The sequence below is a fragment of the Allobosea sp. UNC402CLCol genome (assembly GCF_000745475.1).
Classification (GTDB): Bacteria; Pseudomonadota; Alphaproteobacteria; order Rhizobiales; family Beijerinckiaceae; genus Allobosea; species Allobosea spartocytisi.
This window is the reverse complement of sequence record NZ_JQJJ01000008.1, coordinates 914,836-933,393: the sequence shown is the minus strand read 5'-3', so window position 1 is coordinate 933,393 and position 18,558 is coordinate 914,836. Positions and strand designations below refer to the sequence as shown.

Below are 18,558 nucleotides of genomic sequence, written 5' to 3'. Positions count from 1 at the left end.
CCCGCGCGGAATGACCGCGCGAGCAGATGTCTCGAAGAGACGCAAAAAGCAGAACGGCGCGGAGATGATCCGCGCCGTTTCGCTTGTCGGAAGGCCGTGAGCCTCAGTATTTGCGCACCGTCGGCGGCGGCATGTAGGCGACCGGCGCGGGCTCGGGTGTGCCGCAGCAGTTCGGGTCGCCGAAGTTCCAGCGCATGCCGATGCGGAAATCGTGGCTGTCGATGTCCTTGGCCTTGAGCGGGCCCTGGATCTGGCCCGTGAAGGCGTTGATGAGGCGGCCCGACTGGGCGTCGCCGAGATTGAGGTAGCGATAGCCCAGTTCGAGGGTGAGGTTCTTGTTCACCTCGTAGCCGACGCCGGCCATGAGCGCCCAGGCGACATTGGTCTTGGTGCCGGTGTTGGCATAGCCCAGCGTCGGACCGACGAAGTTGCCGAACAGAGCCCCCTGATCGGTCAGCCCCGCAATGCGGTTCTGCGTGAAGCCGATACCGGCGCCGATATAGGGTGTCAGGCAATTCCAGGTGCCGAGATCGAAGTAGCCGTTGAACAGCGTGACCAGCGAGGTCAGGTTGCCCTTGTAGGTGTTGGTCTGGTTGCCGTTGTTGAAGGGGTTGAAGACGATGTCGTTCACCCCGATCTGGCCGGCGCCGCGATACTCGCCGGTGACGTCGAAGCGCAGCCAGTTGTTGAAGCGGTAGCCGATGCCGAGGCCGGCGAAGAAGGTGGAGTTGTCGCTCTTGCCGAAGAAGCTGCCGCCGAACTCGGCGACATCGTCCTGATGGTACTTGCTGACGCTCTGAACGCCGACGCCGACATCGCCGCGCAGATAGATGCCGCTCGAGATCGTGCCCTTGAGCACCGGCGGCTCCATCGGGGGCGGGGGAGGCAGGAAGTCGGCGGCATGGGCTGCCGCGGCGGCGCTGAGGGCCAGGGCGCCCCCAAGCGCAATGGATTTCAGGCTGCCCATGGCAGGATCCTTCGCGTTGCGCGCAAGGACAAGGACGCAGTCCCGCGCAGTTACCGTTGCGCAGGACCATGCCAGCGATTTCTTAAACGAGACTTAACCCTAACGGCTAACCTTACTTTTTGGTTGAAGGGGGCGCTTCTTCCTCGGTCGCGACCTTTTGCAGGGTCTGGCGTGCCTTTGCCGCCATCGCCTCGAATTCCGAGCGGAAGTGCTCGATCTTCTCCTCATCGAGCTCTTCGAGATCGAGCAGCTCCTCGCGCGCGCCCTCCAGCTTCAGGATCAGCTCGTCGAGCTTGATCTGCATGGCGGCGGTGTCGCGGTTCTGGCTGTTCTGGATGATGAAGACCATCAGGAAGGTGACGATGGTCGTCGAGGTGTTGATGACCAGCTGCCAGGTGTCATTGTAGCCGAAGAACGGCCCCGACAGGGCCCAGATCACGATGACGATCGCCGCGCCGAAGAACGTCTGCGGCTTGCCGGACCAGTGGGCGACGCGCTGAGAGAGGCGCGTGAAGAACGAGCGGTCGCTTTGCGGCAGGCGGCGCTTGGATCTCTTTGCCATGATGGCCCCCCGAGCCGTGTTGAGGCTGTGACAGCTTCAACGCGATGCGGGGACGGCCGTTCCCTCAGGCCGTTCAGGCGAAGAGGCGCTCGGCGTGCCAGGCGATGTGCTGGGCCATGAAGGTGGAGACGAAGTTGTAGGAGTGATCGTAACCCTCCCGCAGCGTGAGCTGCAGCGGGATGCCGGCGGTGGCGCAGGCGATCTCGAGCAATTGCGGGCGCAGGCCCTCCTCGAGGAAGCCGTCGGCACCGCCCTGATCGACGAGCAGTTCCTTGAGGCGATGCCCGTCCGCGATCAGCAGGGTCGAGTCGTAGGCGCGCCAGCCGGCCTCGTCGGGGCCGAGATATTTCTCGAAGGCCGGGCGCGACCAGCCGGCGGTCGAGGGCTGCGAGATCGGGGCGAAGGCGGAGACGGAGCGGTAGCGCTCGGGATTCTTGAGGGCGAGCGTGATCGCGCCATGGCCTCCCATGGAATGGCCGAAAATGCCCTGACGGGACATGTCGAGCGGGAAGTTCCGGGCGACCAGCTCCGGCAGCTCGTCGCGGATATAGCTCTCCATGCGGTAGTTCGCGGCATAGGGGGCCTGGGTGGCGTCGAGGTAGAAGCCCGCGCCCGAGCCGAACTGCCAGTTGCCCGGCTCGTCAGGCACATCCCCGCCGCGCGGGCTGGTGTCCGGGCAGATGACGGCGATGCCGTTGGCGGCAGCCGCCGCGCGGTATTCACCCTTGTCCATGACGTTCTGGTGGGTGCAGGTCAGGCCGGAAAGATACCACAGCACCGGCACCGGCCCTTCCTCCGCCTGATGCGGCAGGTAGATCGCGAAAGTCATCGGGCAGGCGCAGGTCGTGCTCTCGTGCCGATAGACGCGCTGCGAGCCGCCGAAGGCCTTGGAGGCGGAGAGGAGTTCCATGCGGGGTCCTTTCTTGCGGCGCGCGCTTTTGTCGTTCCGGGGCGATCCGTCAGGATCGGATCCGGACCGACGACCGGGCGAGCCCTTGCCCAGTCGGCTTGTTCAAGCGTTATGCCCCGTCGCGGGTTCCGGGTTCAGCGCTTCGCGCTGCCCCGGAATGACTGAGGATGCTTCACTGCCTCACAGATGAGGCGGCAAAACGACGCCTCAATAGACCACGACGCTGCGGATCGACTTGCCTTCATGCATCAGGTCGAAGCCGTGGTTGATCTCCTCGAGCTTCAGCTTGTGGGTGATCAGATCGTCGATGTTGATCTTGCCCTCCATGTACCAGTCGACGATCTTCGGCACGTCGGTGCGCCCGCGCGCGCCGCCGAAGGCCGTGCCCTTCCAGACGCGGCCGGTGACGAGCTGGAAGGGGCGCGTCGCGATCTCCTTGCCGGCCTCGGCCACGCCGATGACGATCGACTCGCCCCAGCCGCGATGGCAGCATTCCAGCGCCTGGCGCATCACATTGGTGTTGCCGGTGGCGTCGAAGGAGAAATCGGCGCCGCCGCCGGTGAGATCGACGATCGCCTGCACGACCTTGTCGTTGCCGATCTCCTTCGGGTTGATGAAGTCGGTCATGCCGAACTTGCGCGCCATCTCCTGCTTGGCCGGATTGATGTCGACGCCGATGATCTTGTCGGCGCCGACCATGCGGGCACCCTGGATGACGTTGAGGCCGATGCCGCCGAGCCCGAAGACGACGACATTGGCGCCCGGCCAGACCTTGGCTGTGTAGATCACCGCGCCGATGCCGGTGGTCACGCCGCAGCCGATATAGCAAATCTTGTCGAAGGGGGCGTCCTCGCGGACCTTGGCGAGCGCGATCTCGGGCAGGACCGTGAAGTTCGCGAAGGTCGAGCAGCCCATATAGTGGAAGATCTCGCCGCTATCGCAGGAAAAGCGCGAGGTGCCGTCCGGCATGACGCCTTGCCCCTGGGTGGAGCGGATCGAGGTGCAGAGATTGGTGCGCCGCGACAGGCAGGACTTACAGTTGCGGCATTCCGGCGTGTAGAGCGGGATGACGTGATCGCCGACCTTGAGCGTGGTGACGCCGGCGCCGACCTCGCGCACGATGCCGGCACCCTCATGGCCGAGGATCGCCGGGAACTTGCCCTCCGAATCCAGGCCCGAGAGCGTATAGGCGTCGGTGTGGCAGATGCCGGTCGCCATCACCTCGACGAGAACCTCGCCAGCCTTGGGGCCGCCGATCTCGATGGTCTCGATGGTGAGGGGCTTGCCGGCTTCCCAGGCGACGGCGGCGCGGGTCTTCATCGGGCGGTTCCTTCTTTCAGGCTGTTCATTTCAGATAGGGGCGGATCACGCGCATGATGGCGGCGATCTCGTCTTCGTTCGCGTCATCGGCGGAGCCGATGGCCGGGCCGGCGCCGGCTTGCATGGTTTCGCGCAGATGGCTTTCGAGCACCTCCGCCATCAGCCCGGTTGCCGCGCCGCGTAACGCCGCGAGCTGCTGCAGCAGCGCACCGCATTCCTCGCCGCGCTCGACGGCCGCGATCAGGGCATCGGTCTGCCCCCTGATCCGGCGCAGCCGCGTGACCGCGCGCTTCTTTTCTTCAGGCGTGTGAGGCATGGGCACCGAGGCTCCGGTTGCCGCGACGCTATGGTACTGAGGGGGAGTATGTCAACGCGCGAGGCGGGCCGAAACGAAAAGAGCGGCAGCGTTGCCGCTGCCGCTCTTCGCTTTGCGCAAAATCATGACCCAGCCTTCATCCTTCGAGACGCCGCATTCGCGGCTCCTCAGGATGAGGGCTGAGGCCTCGATTGGATCGTCAGAAGCTGTAGCCCAGCTTCACCTTGACGAGATGCTGGCTGAAATTGGTCAGGTCGAGATCGCCGGGCTGGCCCTTGGCCTTGCCGGCGACCTGGATGTTGTAGGCTGCCGAAAGGGCGAGCTGTTTCGTCGCCTGCCAGAACACGCCGGGGCCGACATAGGTGGCGTAACCGGCCTCCTTGTCGAAGCCGAGCTCGTTGTGCTTGCGCATGTGGCGGACCTCGCCGCTGAGATAAAGCCCGTCCTGCACCTGCCAGGCGAGCGAGCCGGCGAGCGTCAGCGTCGAGGAGCGGCCATAGGGCGAGGGGCCGGTCCAGGTCAGGTCCTGCGAGACGTTCACCGCCGCATAGAGCGTGTTCGGGATCAGCGTCTTGTCGGCGAAGAGGCGGATGCCGGTATTGTAGGTGGTGAAGTTGCGGGCGATGCCGTCGGGATCGGTGCGGGTAACGCTCGGGTCGATCACCAGCGTCAGGCCGATGCCGTGCATGTCGCGGCCGAGCAGGCGGTACTTCATCTCGACGCCGGCGCCGTAGCCGCGCGAATCGGCGCTGATGCCGTCGGCCGAAGCATCGGTGAAATTGCCGAGGACATAGGGGCCAACCTCGGCGCAGGGGAACAGGCCGTAGGAGCCCTGCAGCGTCAAGCCGTGGCTGTTGGAGGTGCCGACCCGGGTGCCGAAGCCGCCATTATAGGTCAGGCTGGGGCCGAAGGAGCCGACATCGGCCACGTCGGAGCCGGTGGTGAAGCCGAAGGCGTCGGTCGGAATGCCCTCGCTCTCGGTGCAGCGGGAGACGACCGGCGCAGGTGCCGCGGGCGCGCCCTTGCGGGAGGGCAGGTCGGCGGCAGCGCCTGCGGTGGCGACGCAGGCCCCGAGGAACGCGAAGGCGAGGCGGGAGGAGAGGAGGGCTGAGGCCAGCTTCATCGCGGACATTCCAGTTGAGGAGGGGCGGGGCACCGTGCGTGAAAAGCGTGCTCAGTCACTCGGATCGGTGTGATGATGCATTCGCGGCCCGCTTTCCGCGATAAAAGAGCCATAGGTATTTCGGCAATCCGTTCGGCTGTTGCGGCGTTGCAACAGAAGAAGAAGGGCTGTCGGCATGGCGGCTCCGGCGGGGTGAGCAATGACCTTATGCTATTGCGATTGATTCGCAATAGCATAATCGCTTCCGACCAAACTATGGCGCGCCGATGACGGGGAAGCGAGAGAGGGAAGGCTCTCTTTTCGTAATAATATTACATGTTGCGCCGCCGCAACAATCAACCAGGCAGGGCCAGCATCGCGATCCGGGCCAGCGCGCGGGGCGCGATCGCGGCCAGCTCCTCCACCGGCTTCCAGGCGGCGGCATGCACCTCCTCGACCTGAGCGACGAGCGGCCGGGCCGGGTCGGCGAGGAAGAGATATTGCAGGTCGTGATGGACATGGTCCGGCTCGCCGCGAGCGGGCTTGCCCGGCACGTCATGGCTGTCGATGGCGAAGGGAACATCCGCCTCGCGATGCCAGGGGTGGAGCTGCAAATCCTGCACGCCGGTCTCCTCGACCGCCTCGCGCGCCGCCGATTGGTGGAAGTGCTCGGCCTCCTCCCAATGCCCGCCGGGCTGGAGCCAGCGGCCGATGACGACATGGTCGATCAGCAGGATGCGGGCGTGGTCGGGAGAGAGCACGAAGGCGCTGGTGGTGACGTGGCCGGGAAAGGTCTCGCGCCGGTCGAGGGCATGGCCTTGCTCGATCTGCCAGCGCAGCAGCGAGAGATGCTCGCGGGAACCCGCGACCTCACTGCGATAGCGTGCGACGGCTTCGGTCAGGCAGGGCATGAAATCCATGGCTTCGCTTCAATCTCTCAGGGCAGTTGCAGGTGGTAGGATTCGAAATGGCCGTTGCGCGGGCCGTCATAGCCGATGAGGACATCGAGCTTGCGGCCCTGCTGCGCGAGCACCGTCAGGGATTCGGCCTTCGCGTTGCGCCGCTCCGGCAACTCGCCGAGATCGGCGGCTGCATCGGGCCGGGCGGGGTCGACCAGCAGCAGGGCATAAGGCCGTTGCTGCTCCTGCGCCGGCCCGATCAGCGCGAGCAGCCGCCCGCCGGGAAGGAGGGCGAGATCGCGGATGCCGCGATCCGGCCCGGCCGGCAGCGCAACCACGCGCGGCGCCTCTGTTGCCGGGGCATGGCCCGGCGCGAACAGCTCCTTGAGCGAGGCTCCGACCAGGAAGACACGCCCGCCGAGCGAGGGTGCGCGAAGCCCGACCCAGAGCGTGTCGCCCTGCGCCGCGATGCCTTCGACATTGAGGCCGTTATCGTCCATCAGGCTCTTGCCGAAAAAGGCGCCGGCCTCGCCCGCGCGGCGCAGGAGATCGCTCAGGCGATAGGTCAGCTCGACCTGCCCGGCCGGCGCACCGGTTGCGTCGACGCGAAGACGCGCGAGATGGAAGGCCGAGAGCCGGAACTCGCCATTCCTGCGCGAGCAGCCATGCGAGCCCGCGATGTAGAAGGCGCCATCGGCATAGGCGACGGCCTCGCCGTCGAGCTCGCCGAAGCGGCCGGGCTTCTTGCAAATGCCCTGCGGGGCTGTGCCCAGCACGGCCGGTGAGGCTTCGTCGCCGATAATCGGCAAGGTGGCGCCCGGCGTGATCCGGTTCTCGGCGATCTCCGCGAACTGGGCGAAGGCGCCTTCGTCATTGATCAGCAGGCAGCGCTGGGCTCCGTTGGCGACAGGCATGCAGGCGAGGCCGCTGACGTCATGCGCGGCCTTTCCGGGCTTCTTCCCGGCAAAATCGCTGACGGTCTTGAAGCGCTGCTCCGGTGCGAGCGTCGCAGCCTGAGCGAATGAGGCAGCCAGCAAGGCAGCCGTGGCGAGAGACAAGAAGCGATACCGCATGCGGCGAATCCGGCGAACAGGGGGCGGGATTGAGCGCGCCGAGGGGGGCGATGTCAAAGCGCGTCGGCCGTCGTCCCTTCCGCCGGAACGAGCATGGACAGCTTCAGCTCCGGCTGGCTCGCGACCGTGAAGCTGACCTGATGATAGGCCAGCCGGCCCTGCGCCGGATGGTTGAAGGTGCGTTCGCCGCCTTCGCGCTCCAGCACGACGCGTTCGCGCCAGTAGCGCGCAAAGGCCTCGCTGCGCTCGCTCAACTCCTCGATCCGCTTGCGGATCGAGGGCTCGTTCAGATGGGCGCTGACATCGGCGCGAAATTCCGCGACGACGCGGCGCGCCCGATTTTCGAAGTCGCAGATCAGGGCCGGCGCGGCCGGGGCGAGGAAGATGAAGTTCAGCAGGTTCCGATCGGCGTCGCCGTCCAGCCAGCCACGAAAGAGGCGGCTGGCCGGCTCGTTCCAGGCAAGCGCCGTCCAGCCGCGATCGAGGACATAGGCGGGGGCGGCGATCAGGCCGACGCAGGCGAGGACATCGGGCGGCACGGCATGGCTTTCGCTGTCGCCCTGTTCGGGGTCGCGCCGACCGGCAAGCTCGAAGAGATAGGCCCGCTCGGCCCGGCCGAGACGCAGCGCCCCGGCGAAACGGGCCAGCGCCAGCGGCGAGAGCGCCATCTCCCGGCCCTGTTCGAGCCAGGTGTACCAGGTCACGCTCAGCCCGCAGAGCTGCGCCACCTCCTCGCGGCGCAGGCCGGGGGTGCGCCGCCGCCCGCCATCCGGCAGGCCGATGCCGGACGGCTTCAGCCGCTCGCGCAGGGTGCGCACGAAATCGCCGAGCTCGCGGCGCTGCTCGGGTGAGGGGCCGGATATCATGAGGCAGCTATCATGGTGCAATTTATACCAGTTAAAACTTCTCTCTGAAGCTAGTTATAAGTGCGTGCTAAGCCGGCCGCCATCATCGATCGAACGGAGATCACACGATGTCGGAAGGCAGTCACGAAGCCCTGGTGGGCGCGCAGTTCGGATCGCGCGCCGAGGCTTATCTGCACAGCGCGGTGCATGCGCAGAGCGCGGATCTCGATGCGCTGGCGGCGCTGGCGAAGGGGCGGGATGGCGCGCGGGTGCTCGATCTCGGCTGCGGTGGGGGGCATGCCTCGTTCAACATCGCCCCCTTCGTCGGCGAGGTCGTGGCCTATGACCTGTCGTCCGAGATGTTGCAGGTGGTGGCCGACGCGGCCGGCAAGCGGGGCTTGCGCAATGTCGTGACGCAGCAGGGGCCGGCGGAAAAGCTGCCCTTCGCGGACGGCTCCTTCGACATGGTGGTAAGCCGTTTCAGCGCCCATCACTGGCGCGATGTCGATGCCGGCCTGCGCGAGGCGGCGCGCGTCCTGAAGAGCGGTGGCGAGTTGGTGATGTCGGACACGGTCGCGCCGTCGAACCCGCTCGCCGACAGCTATTTCCAGGCGATCGAGATCCTGCGCGACTGCTCGCATGGCCGCAACTACACCCGCGCCGAATGGGAGGCGGCGGTCGCCCGCGCCGGCTTCCAGGCCGAAGTCGCCACGCGCTTCCGGATGCGGCTGGAGTTCAAGTCCTGGGTCGAGCGGATGAACACGCCGAAGCTGCAGGTCGAGGCGATCCGGGCGCTGCAGACCTCCGTCTCCTCGGCGATCACCGGCTATTTCGACACCGAGCCCGATGGCAGCTTCAAGATCGAGGTGCTGCTGCTCCAGGCGAAGAAGGCGGGCTGAACGGCCGCCGGAGCGCCCTGTGAGGCGCTCCGGCGAAATCCTATGCGATCTTGATGTTCCGGGACCGGAGTCCGTCTCGAACGGCTATGGCTGCGACCCTATCCTTTTCCGTGCGGTCCCAAAGGCCGTTCGGAAACCAGGATTATGAACCAGATCCATCACAGGCGTTTCGCCGATCCTCCCGCCTTTCTCATCGGCCGCGATGCCGAAGGGCATTGGCTCGCCATCGAGACGCATGGCCGCGGCGGCGGCATTTTCGCCGACCGGAGCGCTGCCTTGCGCTATGCCGCGGCCGAGACGGCCCATCGGCCGCGCGCCGTCCGGATGACGGCGAGACAGCTGCGCCTGCTTTGAGGCGTGCCATGAACCACTGGCTTCACGGCATGTTCACGGCGCTGGTCACGCCGTTCGACAGCGGGGCGATCGATTACGGCGCGCTGGAGCGTCTGATCGCCTGGCAGATCGCCCAGGGCGCAGACGGCATCGTGGTCGGTACCGCGACCGGTGAAATCTCCGCGCTGACCGAAGGCGAACAACAGTCGCTGCTGACCGCAGCGCGCAGCATCGCGGGCCGGCACTTTCCCGTCATCGTGGCCGCCGGAACTTACGGTACGGCCCATACGGTCGCGGCGGTCGTCGCGGCGGAGAAGGCGGGCGCCTCGGCCCTGCTGCTGCGCATGCCCTATTACAGCCGGCCGACCCAGGCCGGGCTTGCCGCCCATGCACTGGCCGTCGCGCAGGCGACCGGGCTCGAGATCATCCTCGACAACGATCCGGATCGCTGTGGCGTCGAGATCGCGCTCGAGACGCTGGAGCGGCTCGAGGGGGCGGCGAACATCGTCGGCATCCTGGAGCGGCGTGGCGATCTTATTCGCTGCGACCGGATCGCCAGGATCCGCGACCGCCGTTTCATGCGCCTGACCGGCGCGGCCGAAACGCTTCCGGCCTATCTGCTCGCCGGAGGCTGCGGCGCCGTCACCAGCATCGGCAATCTCGCCCCGCATTGGCTGGCGCGGCTGGAGAGCGCGGCGCGCTCCGAGTTCTACGGCCAGGCGCAGATCCTGCAACGGCGGCTCATCCCGCTGCTCGACCTGCTGGCGAAAGAACCCGATCCGATCCTCGTCAAGCTCGCGCTCTCGCTGCTTCATCCGGGCATCGAAGCCGCTTGCCGCGCGCCGTTGACACCTGCACGGCCGGAGCTGGTTTCGCTCGTCCGCGAGGCGATCGAGGACCTGCCGCGCCCGCTCCCGGAAACCATGACGGCGCAGTCTCTCGGCCGCGCCGCCGCGGGAGCGGCCGGCCGGCGCTGATACGCGCCACCGGCTCCCCGCTATCGAAGGAGGCTCTCATGTCCGTGATCGGCAGCTACCGTCGCCGCCGCGAGGCGGTCTATCAAAGCACAAGGCGCGTTTCCGCCGGCGGCTGGAAAGCCGATGTGCTGCATCTTTGCGTTTCGATCGCCCTGATGGCGGCGGTCATCGGTATCCGCGTCCTCTGGTCCCTGCACCATGGCTGAGGTCCTCAAACGACAAGGGCGCCGTCCGAAGACGACGCCCTCTTTGCGATCACCCGAGTCCGCCCGTCAGGCGAGCTTGGCGTAGGCCGGCACGGTGAGGAAATCCTCGAAGTTCGGCGCCAGCGACAGCGCCTCGAAGAGCGCAATCGCCTCGGGGAAGCGGCCCTTGGCATAGTTCTCAGGGCCGAGTTCGCCCTTCACGCGCTCCATCTCCTCCGGCAGGCAGCGCTTGAACAGCGCGGCATCGGCCTTGATGCCGCCTTCGAGTTCGACGCCGTACTGGCAGAACTGCCAGATCTGGGCGCGGCTGATCTCGGCGGTCGCGGCATCCTCCATCATGTTGTAGATCGGCACCGCGCCGCGGCCGCGCAGCCAGGCCTCGATATACTGGACGCCGACGCGGATGTTCTCGCGGAAGCCTTCCTCGGTGCGCGTGCCCTGGTGGACTTCCAGCAGGTCCTTGGCGCCGATGTTCACGTCGTTGCGCTTCTTGCCGAGCTGGTTGGCCTGCGGCATCAGCCGATCGAAGACCTCCATCGCGACGGGGACGAGGTCAGGATGGGCGACCCAGGTGCCGTCATGGCCGTCACCGGCCTCGCGCTCCTTGTCGGCCTTGACCTTGGCGAAGGCGGCGGCATTGGCCTCCGGGTTGTTCTTGACCGGGATCTGCGCCGCCATACCGCCCATCGCGAAGGCGCCGCGCTTGTGGCAGGTCTTGATCAGCAGCAGCGAATAGGCGCGCAGGAAAGCCTTCGACATCACGACCTGCGAGCGGTCGGGTAGAACATAGGCCTTGTTGCGGGCGAGCTTCTTGATGAAGGAGAAGATGTAGTCCCAGCGGCCGCAATTGAGGCCGGCCATGTGCTCGCGCAATTCGTAGAGGATCTCATCCATCTCGAAGGCAGCGGGCAGGGTCTCGATCAGGACGGTCGCCTTGATCGTGCCGTTCTTCAGGCCAAGCGCCGACTGGGCGGCGACGAAGACGTCGTTCCAGAGCCGGGCCTCGAGATGGCTCTCCAGCTTCGGCAGGTAGAAATAGGGGCCGGAGCCCTGGCTGAGCGCCGCCTTGGCGTTGTGGAAGACATAGAGGCCGAAATCGACCAGCGAGCCCGAGGCTTCCTCACCGTCGATCTCGATATGGCGCTCCGGCAGATGCCAGCCGCGCGGGCGGATGATCAGGACGGCCGGCTTGGCCTTGAGCTTGTAATCCTTGCCGTTCGTCGGATCGGTAAAGTCGATCCTGTTCGCCCAGCGGTCCCGCAGATTGATCTGGCCTTCGATCATATTGGCCCAGACCGGCGAGGAGGCATCCTCGAAATCGGCCATGAAGACCTTGGCGCCGGAATTCAGCGCGTTGACGATCATCTTGCGGTCGACCGGGCCGGTGATCTCGACGCGGCGGTCGAGGAGGTCGGCCGGGATCGTCGCGACGCTCCAGTCGCCTTCGCGGATGTGCCGGGTCTCGGCCAGGAAATCCGGCGTCTCGTCGGCATCGAAGCGCTTCTGGCGCTCAGCCCGCAGGGCGAGCAGGCGCTTGCGCGTCTCGTTGAAGCGGCGGTGCAGATCGGCGACGAAGGCGAGCGCGTCGCGGGTCAGAATTTCATCGAAGCGGTGCGCGAGCGCACCCTTGACGACGACGCCAGCCGGCAGATCGAGCGAGGGGATGTCGGACATCAGCATTCCTCCTGAAACATTGGGTCGATGCTGGCTCGAAACGGGTCATTTCGAAATCCAGAAAAAATGACGATCACTTTTTCCTACAGGGAAATAATATCATATGCCGGGAGAGGTGAGTGTCATACACGTCAGGGTTGCTTTTTGTGGGCGAGCTAGCGCCGTATGACGCAACGGCATCGGCTTTTCCTTCAAAATGCGCAGATAGGTCCGACTTCCTCAAATCGGTTTTAGTAATTTGTAAGTTCCGGCGCCCAAGGCTCGCCCCGTCGAATATGCCAATTCGGCCGGGGGTGAGAGGATAATGAGCAAGTTCGGTTCCCTGCGTGACATGATGGGCCGGTTCCGCAAGGACCAGAGCGGCAACATCCTGATGCTGTTCGGGCTTGCCCTGGTGCCGCTGATGGGTGTCGTCGGCGTGGCCGTCGATTATTCGCGCGCCAGCAATGCCCGGCAGTCGCTGAACGCCGCGATCGACTCCGCCGCCCTGATGGCGGCGCGCGACGCGCAGAAGCTCACCGATGTGCAGCTGACCGCACGGGTCAATGCCTGGCTCAAGGACAACCTGCCGGCCGACGTGAAAAGCGAGTTCACCAGTGCCCAGGTGAGCATCGACCGCACGGCGCGCACCGTCAAAATCGTGGCCAATGCGCAGGTGCCGACGACCATCGCGCGGGTCCTCGGCTCCGACAATCTCGCTGTGTCCAGCTCGAGCCAGTCGACCTGGGGGTTGAACACCATCGAGCTTGCTCTCGTGCTCGACAACACCGGCTCGATGGCCCAGAGCGGCAAGATGACAGCGCTGAAGCAGGCGTCGCTCGATCTGATCCAGATCATGAAAGACTCCACCCAGGAGACGGATCAGATCAGGATCTCGATCGTCCCCTTCAATACGCAGGTCCGGATCTCCCGCAGTCTCAAGGACGAGCAGTGGATCCGCTACGGGATGACCCGTAACGTGAACGTGAGCGTCACTTGCGACACCAAGGGCCAGAACTGCGTGTTTGCGAACACCAATACCAAGATCGGCAGCGATGTGTCGAACTGCGTTCCGACGGGGCAAGGGAAAAAGAACCAGACCTGCACGCAGCTCCAGACGCTGACCAAGGCAACCTGGGCGAACAGTGAAGGCTGCATTGCCGACCGGGATCAGAACTATGACGTGACCGATGGCGGCGCCACGGCCTCCAACGCGCAAGCCTATCCGGCGACCTGGTGCGGCCAAAGTTCGCTCGTCGAGGCGATGGGCCTGACGTCCGATTGGACGTCGCTGTCGAGCAAGATCAACACGATGACCCCGGTGGGCAACACCAACGTCACGATCGGCGCGGTATGGGGATGGGCGACGCTTTCGACGGACGTGCCTTTCACGGAGGCGAAGCCTGCGGAAACGCCGCGGCTGAAAAAATACATGATCTTGCTCACGGACGGCGACAATACTCAAAACAGGTTCACCACCTCCCAGTCGGCGATCGACTCGCGGACGGCGCTTGCCTGCACGGGTATCAAGAAGGCGGGGATCACCGTCTATACCATCCGCGTGATGGACGGGAACGCGGCGCTGCTGCAGAACTGCGCATCGGATCAGAGCAAATATTACGAGGTTACGTCCGCCTCCCAGCTCAGCCCGATCTTCAAGGCGATCGCGAACGAGATCAGCCAGGTCCGCCTGACGCAGTAAGCTCGCCGAAGCGCGCCAGGAAACGCGCCTGCGCCGTCTCGGTGTCGAGCGGCTCGAGCCAGGCGAGAACCGCGGGCGGCAGCGCCTGCGGCCGGCCGAAGAACTTGAGCGCCTCCTGCCGGCCGAAGCCGGCGAGCTGCGTCGCCTCGAAGAAGGCGGCGATGGTGTCAGCCTCCTTGGTCCTGCGCTTTTGCAAGGCGGGCGTCGCGGCGGGCAATCCGAAGCGCAGATGGATCGCCGTCAGCAGGCGCAGTTCCACGCTCTTATAGGCATCGCCCATCACCACCTTGAAGGGCGAGATCATGTCGCCGATGACGTATTCCGGCGCATCGTGCAGCAGCGCCATCATTCGCCATGCGTCGCTCCAGTCGGGATTGAGATGGCCGGCGATGGCCTCGACCAGCAGGCAATGCTGCGCGACCGAGAAGGAATGGGCGCCGCGCGTCTGGCCGTTCCAGCGGGCGACGCGGGCGAGGCCATGGGCGATGTCCTCGATCTCGACATCGAGCGGCGAGGGGTCGAGCAGATCGAGCCTCCGGCCCGAGAGCATGCGCTGCCAGGCGCGCGGCTGTTCGGGGGGCCGGGGCATTAGGCGGCAGGGCGGCTGTCGCGTGCGAGCGCCGCGCACTCGCTCCAGCGGAAGCAGCCGGTCAGGTGATCGTTGACCAGCCCGCAGGCCTCCATGAAGGCGTAGACGATGGTCGGGCCGCAGAAGGTGAAGCCGGCTTTCTTCAGCTCCTTCGAGATTGTCTCGGACACTTTGGTCTGGGTCGGCACCTCGCCTTGCGTCCGGTAGCTGTTCTGCAGGACGCGGCCGTCGAGATGCTTCCAGAGAAAGTCGGCGAAGGGCTCGCGCTCGCTGAGCTTCAGATAGGCCTGCGCGCTCTTGATCGTGCCCTCGATCTTGCCGCGATGGCGGATGATGCCGGGGTCGGCGAGCAGGCGCTGGACATCGGCCTCGGTGAAGCGGGCGACCGCTTCGGGCTCGAAGCCGGCGAAACCGGCGCGGAAGGCGTCGCGCTTCCTGAGGATCGTGATCCAGGACAGCCCGGCCTGGAAGCCGTCGAGGATCAGCTTCTCCCAGAGCGCGCGGGAATCATACTCCGGCACGCCCCATTCGGTGTCGTGATAGGCGAGGTAGAGCGGATCGGTGCCCGGCCAGCGGCAGCGGAATTTGCCGTCCGGCCCCTCGATCGCGATGCGTTCCTCGCTGGAGACACTTGCCTCGCTCAGGAGAGCTGTCTGGCTCATAGGACGGCTCCTGCGGCGGCTCCGAAGCCCGGCTCGCCGGGGAAGGGGAAGCCGATGAAGCCCGGCTTTTCCGCCAGATGGAAGGCGAGGCCGCCGCCGAGCGGCGTCTGCCCGGCTGCGAGCGCATCGGCCAGCCGGTCGAGCCGGAGCAGGGCGAGCGCCTTGCCGTTCGCGCCCGAGCCGATGGTGCCGAGCGTCTTGCCGCCGGCTGTCGCCTCGGCGCCGGTTTCGGTGGCGATGCCGTCGTCGAAGACGATGGGCACGACGCGGGTGCGAGCGGTGCCGCGATGCTGCATGCGGGAGACGACCTCCTGGCCGATATAGCAGCCCTTCTTGAAGGAGACGCCGCCGAGCTGGTCGAGCAGGGCCTCGTGCGGGAAGGTATCGCCATAGGGGAAGTCGCGCCCGCCCGCGGGCATGCCGAGCGCGACGCGGCGGGCATGATAAGCCTCCGGCTCGGCATCGACGAGGCTGTCGATCCCGGCCGCATCCGCGATGGCGCGCTGGCCGAGCGCCGGCAGGCGCGGGTCGTCATAGACGAAGCCGGCATCGGCCGGCAGCGGCGCACCATCGGCGGAGGCGAGGACGGCGCTGGACTCGGTCAGGTCGTCGAGCGCCACCTTGGCGCGCAGCTTGTAGAGCTTCAGGCGTTTCATCAGATCGGCAGTCTGGAGCAGGGGCGTATCGAGCAGGAAGCCGCCGCCATCTTCCGCCGGCAGCGCGACGACGAAGAAATCGCAGAGGATCTTGCCCTGTGGTGTCAGCAGCGCGCCATAGCCGGCCCGCTCCGGCGTCACCTCGTCCATCTCGTTGGTCACGATGTTCTGGAGGAAGTCGCGGGCATCCTCGCCGCTGACGCGGATGACGCCGCGATCGATCAATCTTGTGGCGGACATGGGCAGCCGGTCCAGTTCTGATGTCGGGTCGAGGTTCGTCAGCCGAATGGGGATGATGTCGCCACCCGAAAACTGTTTGGGCTTCCGGGACGGCGCGTTGGCCGATAGGTAGGCTGCATCCCGTCTTTGCTCAACCTCCCGGAGACCCGCCATGCCCCAGACCTACGACGTGATCCTCAAGGGCGGCACGGTGGTCAATCAGGATGGCCGCGTGACGCGCGACATCGGCATCACCGGCGGCAAGATCATGGCCTTGGGCGATCTCGGCCAGGCCTCGGCCGGCGAGGTCGTGAACTGCTACGGCCTGCACATCCTGCCGGGCGTGATCGACAGCCAGGTGCATTTCCGCGAGCCCGGGCTCGAGCATAAGGAAGATCTCGAGGCCGGCTCGCGCGCAGCTGCGCTTGGCGGCGTGACCTGTGTCTTCGAGATGCCGAACACCATCCCGCAGACGACGACGCCGGAGGCGCTGGCCGACAAGGTGAAGCGCGGCAGGCATCGCATGCATTGCGACTTTGCCTTCTGGGTCGGCGGCACGCATGAGAACGCCGCCAATGTGCCTGATCTCGAAAGGCTGCCGGGCGCGGCCGGCATCAAGGTGTTCATGGGCTCCTCGACCGGCGACCTGCTGGTCGAGGACGACCAGGGCGTCGCCGAGATCCTGAAGCGCACGCGCCGCCGCGCGGCCTTCCACTCCGAGGACGAGACGATGCTGCGGGAGCGCATGGATTTGCGCATCACCGGCGACCCGTCGAGCCACCCGGTCTGGCGCTCGCCCGAAGTGGCGCTGACCTGCACCAGGCGGCTGGTGCGCATCGCGCGGCAGACCGGCGCCCGAGTCCACATCCTGCATATCTCGACGGCGGAGGAGATGGTCTTCCTCAAGGACCACAAGGATGTCGCGACCGTCGAGGTGCTGCCGAACCACCTGACCCTCGTCGCGCCTGACTGCTACGAGCGGCTCGGCAACTATGCCCAGATGAATCCGCCGATCCGCGACGACTATCATCGTCAGGGAATCTGGTGGGGCGTCGAGCAGGGTATCGTCGACGTGCTCGGCTCGGACCATGCGCCGCATACGCATGAGGAAAAGCACCACCCCTATCCGGAGAGCCATTCCGGCATGCCGGGCGTGCAGACGCTGGTGCCGATCATGCTCGACCATGTGAATGCGGGAAGGCTTTCGCTGGAGCGCTTCGTCGACCTCAGCAGCGCCGGGCCCCAGCGCATCTTCGGGCTGGAAGGGAAGGGCCGTATCGCGGTCGGCTACGACGCCGATTTCACCATCGTCGACCTCAAGCGCAAGCACACCATCACCAATGACTGGATCGCCTCGAAATGCGGTTGGACGCCCTATGACGGCGTGACCGTCACGGGCTGGCCCGTCGGCACCTATGTGCGTGGCCTGAAAGTGATGTGGGAGGGCGAATTGACGACGCCGTCGCAAGGCGAGCCAGCCCGCTTCCTGGAGGCGCTGCCGCGCGGCGCCTGAAACGGATCGGCGCCGCCCGCGTTCGGCTCTGCACGAGCACGCGGGCGACGCCGCAAAAAAATCAAAAAAGATTCCCGGCGCTGTCGATTCCAGCCGCGCCCGTTCGACGTGCAGTCAGAGAACGGGTTTCGGCGGTTCGCGCCGAAGCCGCCCGGTTCTCCCAAACCCAAGGAGAAGACCGATGCGTGTGATGGTTCTGGTCAAGGCAAGCAAGGACAGCGAAGCCGGCGTGATGCCGGACCCGGAGGTCTTTGCAAAAATGGGCGTCTACAACGAGGAGCTGATCAAGGCCGGCATCCTGCTCGCCGCTGAAGGCCTGCAGCCGACCTCCAAGGGGCTGCGCATGCGCTTCTCGGGCAGCGAGCGGGCGATCACCGACGGCCCCTTCGCCGAGACCAAGGAACTGCTCGCCGGCTTCTGGCTCTGGCAGGTGAAGTCGTTCGACGAGGCCGTCGAGTGGCTGAAGCGCGCGCCCTTCGACGGTGGCACTGAAATCGAGCTCAGGCCCGTCTTCGAGATGGAGGATTTCGGCGAGTTGGTGACGCCGGAGCGGCGCGAACGGAAAGAACACCTGCGCGCCGAATTCGAGAAGCGCCCCGGCTGAGCCGGCCCGGCATCCCAGATCCAACTCAATGGACGGTGCAGGCGATGCCTCCGTCCCTCCAAAGGAGAAAACCGATGCGTTTTATGGTGATGGTCAAGGCGACGAAGGACAGCGAAGCCGGCGCTCCGCCGAGCCAGGAGCTGCTCGAGGCGATGATGGCCTACAATGAAGAGTTGGTGAAAGCCGGCATCATGAAGGGCGGCGACGGCCTGCAGCCCAGCTCGAAGGGCGCGCGCGTCCAGTTCGACGGCGCCAAGCGCTCCGTCGTCGACGGGCCCTTCGCCGAGACCAAGGAGCTCGTCGCCGGCTACTGGCTCTGGGAATGCGCCTCGCTGGAGGAGGCGATCGCCTGGGTCAAGCGCTGCCCCAACCCGATGCCCGGCCCGTCCGAGATCGAGATCCGGCCCTTGTTCGAGCTGGCCGATTTCGGCGAGATCGTCACGCCGGAGACCGCCGCGCAGTGGGATCGCCTCAAGGGCGAAGTGGAAGGCAAGGGCTGAACGGCACGCGAGGCGCGCCGCTTGCCAGCGCAGGCTGCTGATGGTGTGTAT

21 protein-coding genes are annotated in these 18,558 nt (G+C 66.0%); 8 read left to right on the top strand and 13 right to left on the bottom strand.

The window, feature by feature from the left end; all coding sequences use genetic code 11:
* Nucleotides 1-103: 103 nt before the first annotated feature.
* The 9 genes from GY40_RS06475 to GY40_RS06435 all read right to left on the bottom strand — a co-directional run bounded on the left by GY40_RS06475 (nt 104) and on the right by GY40_RS06435 (nt 8,015).
* Nucleotides 104-967 carry an outer membrane protein gene (locus tag GY40_RS06475; protein WP_038359600.1) on the bottom strand — a complete coding sequence of 288 codons (864 nt, stop codon included), beginning with the start codon at nt 965-967 and terminating at the stop codon, nt 104-106.
* Nucleotides 968-1,079: 112 nt separating this feature from the next.
* Nucleotides 1,080-1,529: a low affinity iron permease family protein gene (locus GY40_RS06470; RefSeq protein ID WP_051987574.1), complete on the bottom strand. Its 450-nt coding sequence runs from the start codon at nt 1,527-1,529 to the stop codon at nt 1,080-1,082.
* 73 nt (nt 1,530-1,602) lie between these two features.
* Nucleotides 1,603-2,439, bottom strand: coding sequence for an S-formylglutathione hydrolase (fghA, locus tag GY40_RS06465; protein WP_038359598.1), 837 nt, complete (start codon nt 2,437-2,439; stop codon nt 1,603-1,605).
* 207 nt (nt 2,440-2,646) lie between these two features.
* On the bottom strand, nt 2,647-3,759 hold the full coding sequence (locus GY40_RS06460) for an S-(hydroxymethyl)glutathione dehydrogenase/class III alcohol dehydrogenase (RefSeq protein WP_038359596.1): 1,113 nt from the start codon (nt 3,757-3,759) through the stop codon (nt 2,647-2,649).
* 25 nt (nt 3,760-3,784) lie between these two features.
* Nucleotides 3,785-4,075 carry a metal-sensing transcriptional repressor gene (locus GY40_RS06455; RefSeq protein ID WP_038359595.1) on the bottom strand — a complete coding sequence of 97 codons (291 nt, stop codon included), beginning with the start codon at nt 4,073-4,075 and terminating at the stop codon, nt 3,785-3,787.
* Between the two features lie 199 nt (nt 4,076-4,274).
* Nucleotides 4,275-5,198, bottom strand: coding sequence for a hypothetical protein (locus GY40_RS06450; RefSeq protein ID WP_038359593.1), 924 nt, complete (start codon nt 5,196-5,198; stop codon nt 4,275-4,277).
* Between the two features lie 335 nt (nt 5,199-5,533).
* Nucleotides 5,534-6,097: an NUDIX hydrolase gene (locus GY40_RS06445; RefSeq protein WP_051987573.1), complete on the bottom strand. Its 564-nt coding sequence runs from the start codon at nt 6,095-6,097 to the stop codon at nt 5,534-5,536.
* A gap of 17 nt (nt 6,098-6,114) precedes the next feature.
* Entirely contained in the window at nt 6,115-7,149 is a 1,035-nt protein-coding gene (locus GY40_RS06440; RefSeq protein ID WP_038359591.1) for a DUF3616 domain-containing protein, read from the bottom strand.
* Between the two features lie 53 nt (nt 7,150-7,202).
* Nucleotides 7,203-8,015, bottom strand: a complete 813-nt coding sequence (locus GY40_RS06435) for a helix-turn-helix transcriptional regulator (protein WP_038359588.1) — start codon at nt 8,013-8,015, stop codon at nt 7,203-7,205.
* 107 nt (nt 8,016-8,122) lie between these two features.
* On the opposite strand from GY40_RS06435, the gene GY40_RS06430 reads away from it, so the two are divergent.
* From GY40_RS06430 to GY40_RS27485, 4 genes are all read left to right on the top strand, one after another.
* Nucleotides 8,123-8,893, top strand: a complete 771-nt coding sequence (locus GY40_RS06430) for a class I SAM-dependent methyltransferase (RefSeq protein ID WP_038359585.1) — start codon at nt 8,123-8,125, stop codon at nt 8,891-8,893.
* A 144-nt stretch (nt 8,894-9,037) separates the two neighbouring features.
* A complete protein-coding gene (locus GY40_RS06425; RefSeq protein WP_038359583.1) occupies nt 9,038-9,247 on the top strand; it encodes a hypothetical protein in 210 nt (69 codons plus the stop codon).
* A gap of 8 nt (nt 9,248-9,255) precedes the next feature.
* Nucleotides 9,256-10,203: a dihydrodipicolinate synthase family protein gene (locus tag GY40_RS06420; RefSeq protein ID WP_051987572.1), complete on the top strand. Its 948-nt coding sequence runs from the start codon at nt 9,256-9,258 to the stop codon at nt 10,201-10,203.
* Between the two features lie 38 nt (nt 10,204-10,241).
* A complete protein-coding gene (locus GY40_RS27485; RefSeq protein WP_156115885.1) occupies nt 10,242-10,409 on the top strand; it encodes a hypothetical protein in 168 nt (55 codons plus the stop codon).
* A 66-nt stretch (nt 10,410-10,475) separates the two neighbouring features.
* Here the strand turns inward: GY40_RS27485 and aceB are convergent, their stop codons facing one another.
* Complete coding sequence (aceB, locus tag GY40_RS06415) at nt 10,476-12,083, bottom strand: malate synthase A (RefSeq protein WP_038360315.1); 1,608 nt, start codon at nt 12,081-12,083, stop codon at nt 10,476-10,478.
* Nucleotides 12,084-12,387: 304 nt separating this feature from the next.
* Between aceB and GY40_RS26485 the strand changes: the two genes are divergently transcribed.
* Entirely contained in the window at nt 12,388-13,764 is a 1,377-nt protein-coding gene (locus GY40_RS26485; protein WP_051987571.1) for a TadE/TadG family type IV pilus assembly protein, read from the top strand.
* Here the strand turns inward: GY40_RS26485 and GY40_RS06405 are convergent.
* Genes GY40_RS06405 through GY40_RS06395 form a run of 3 tightly spaced genes read right to left on the bottom strand, consistent with a single transcriptional unit; the run spans nt 13,739 to nt 15,911 of the window.
* Complete coding sequence (locus tag GY40_RS06405; RefSeq protein ID WP_038359580.1) at nt 13,739-14,353, bottom strand: YfbR-like 5'-deoxynucleotidase; 615 nt, start codon at nt 14,351-14,353, stop codon at nt 13,739-13,741. The genes GY40_RS26485 and GY40_RS06405 overlap by 26 nt on opposite strands.
* Nucleotides 14,353-15,015, bottom strand: coding sequence for a DNA-3-methyladenine glycosylase I (locus GY40_RS06400; RefSeq protein WP_081925188.1), 663 nt, complete (start codon nt 15,013-15,015; stop codon nt 14,353-14,355). Before GY40_RS06400 ends, GY40_RS06405 begins: the two co-directional genes overlap by 1 nt.
* Nucleotides 15,012-15,911, bottom strand: a complete 900-nt coding sequence (locus GY40_RS06395) for a CAF17-like 4Fe-4S cluster assembly/insertion protein YgfZ (RefSeq protein ID WP_038359578.1) — start codon at nt 15,909-15,911, stop codon at nt 15,012-15,014. The genes GY40_RS06400 and GY40_RS06395 overlap by 4 nt, the downstream gene beginning before the upstream one ends.
* A 151-nt stretch (nt 15,912-16,062) precedes the next feature.
* Between GY40_RS06395 and GY40_RS06390 the strand changes: the two genes are divergently transcribed.
* The 3 genes from GY40_RS06390 to GY40_RS06380 all read left to right on the top strand — a co-directional run bounded on the left by GY40_RS06390 (nt 16,063) and on the right by GY40_RS06380 (nt 18,507).
* Nucleotides 16,063-17,403: a dihydroorotase gene (locus GY40_RS06390; RefSeq protein WP_038359577.1), complete on the top strand. Its 1,341-nt coding sequence runs from the start codon at nt 16,063-16,065 to the stop codon at nt 17,401-17,403.
* Between the two features lie 181 nt (nt 17,404-17,584).
* A complete protein-coding gene (locus GY40_RS06385) occupies nt 17,585-18,007 on the top strand; it encodes a YciI family protein (protein WP_038359575.1) in 423 nt (140 codons plus the stop codon).
* Between the two features lie 74 nt (nt 18,008-18,081).
* On the top strand, nt 18,082-18,507 hold the full coding sequence (locus GY40_RS06380) for a YciI family protein (protein ID WP_038359572.1): 426 nt from the start codon (nt 18,082-18,084) through the stop codon (nt 18,505-18,507).
* Nucleotides 18,508-18,558: the final 51 nt, after the last annotated feature.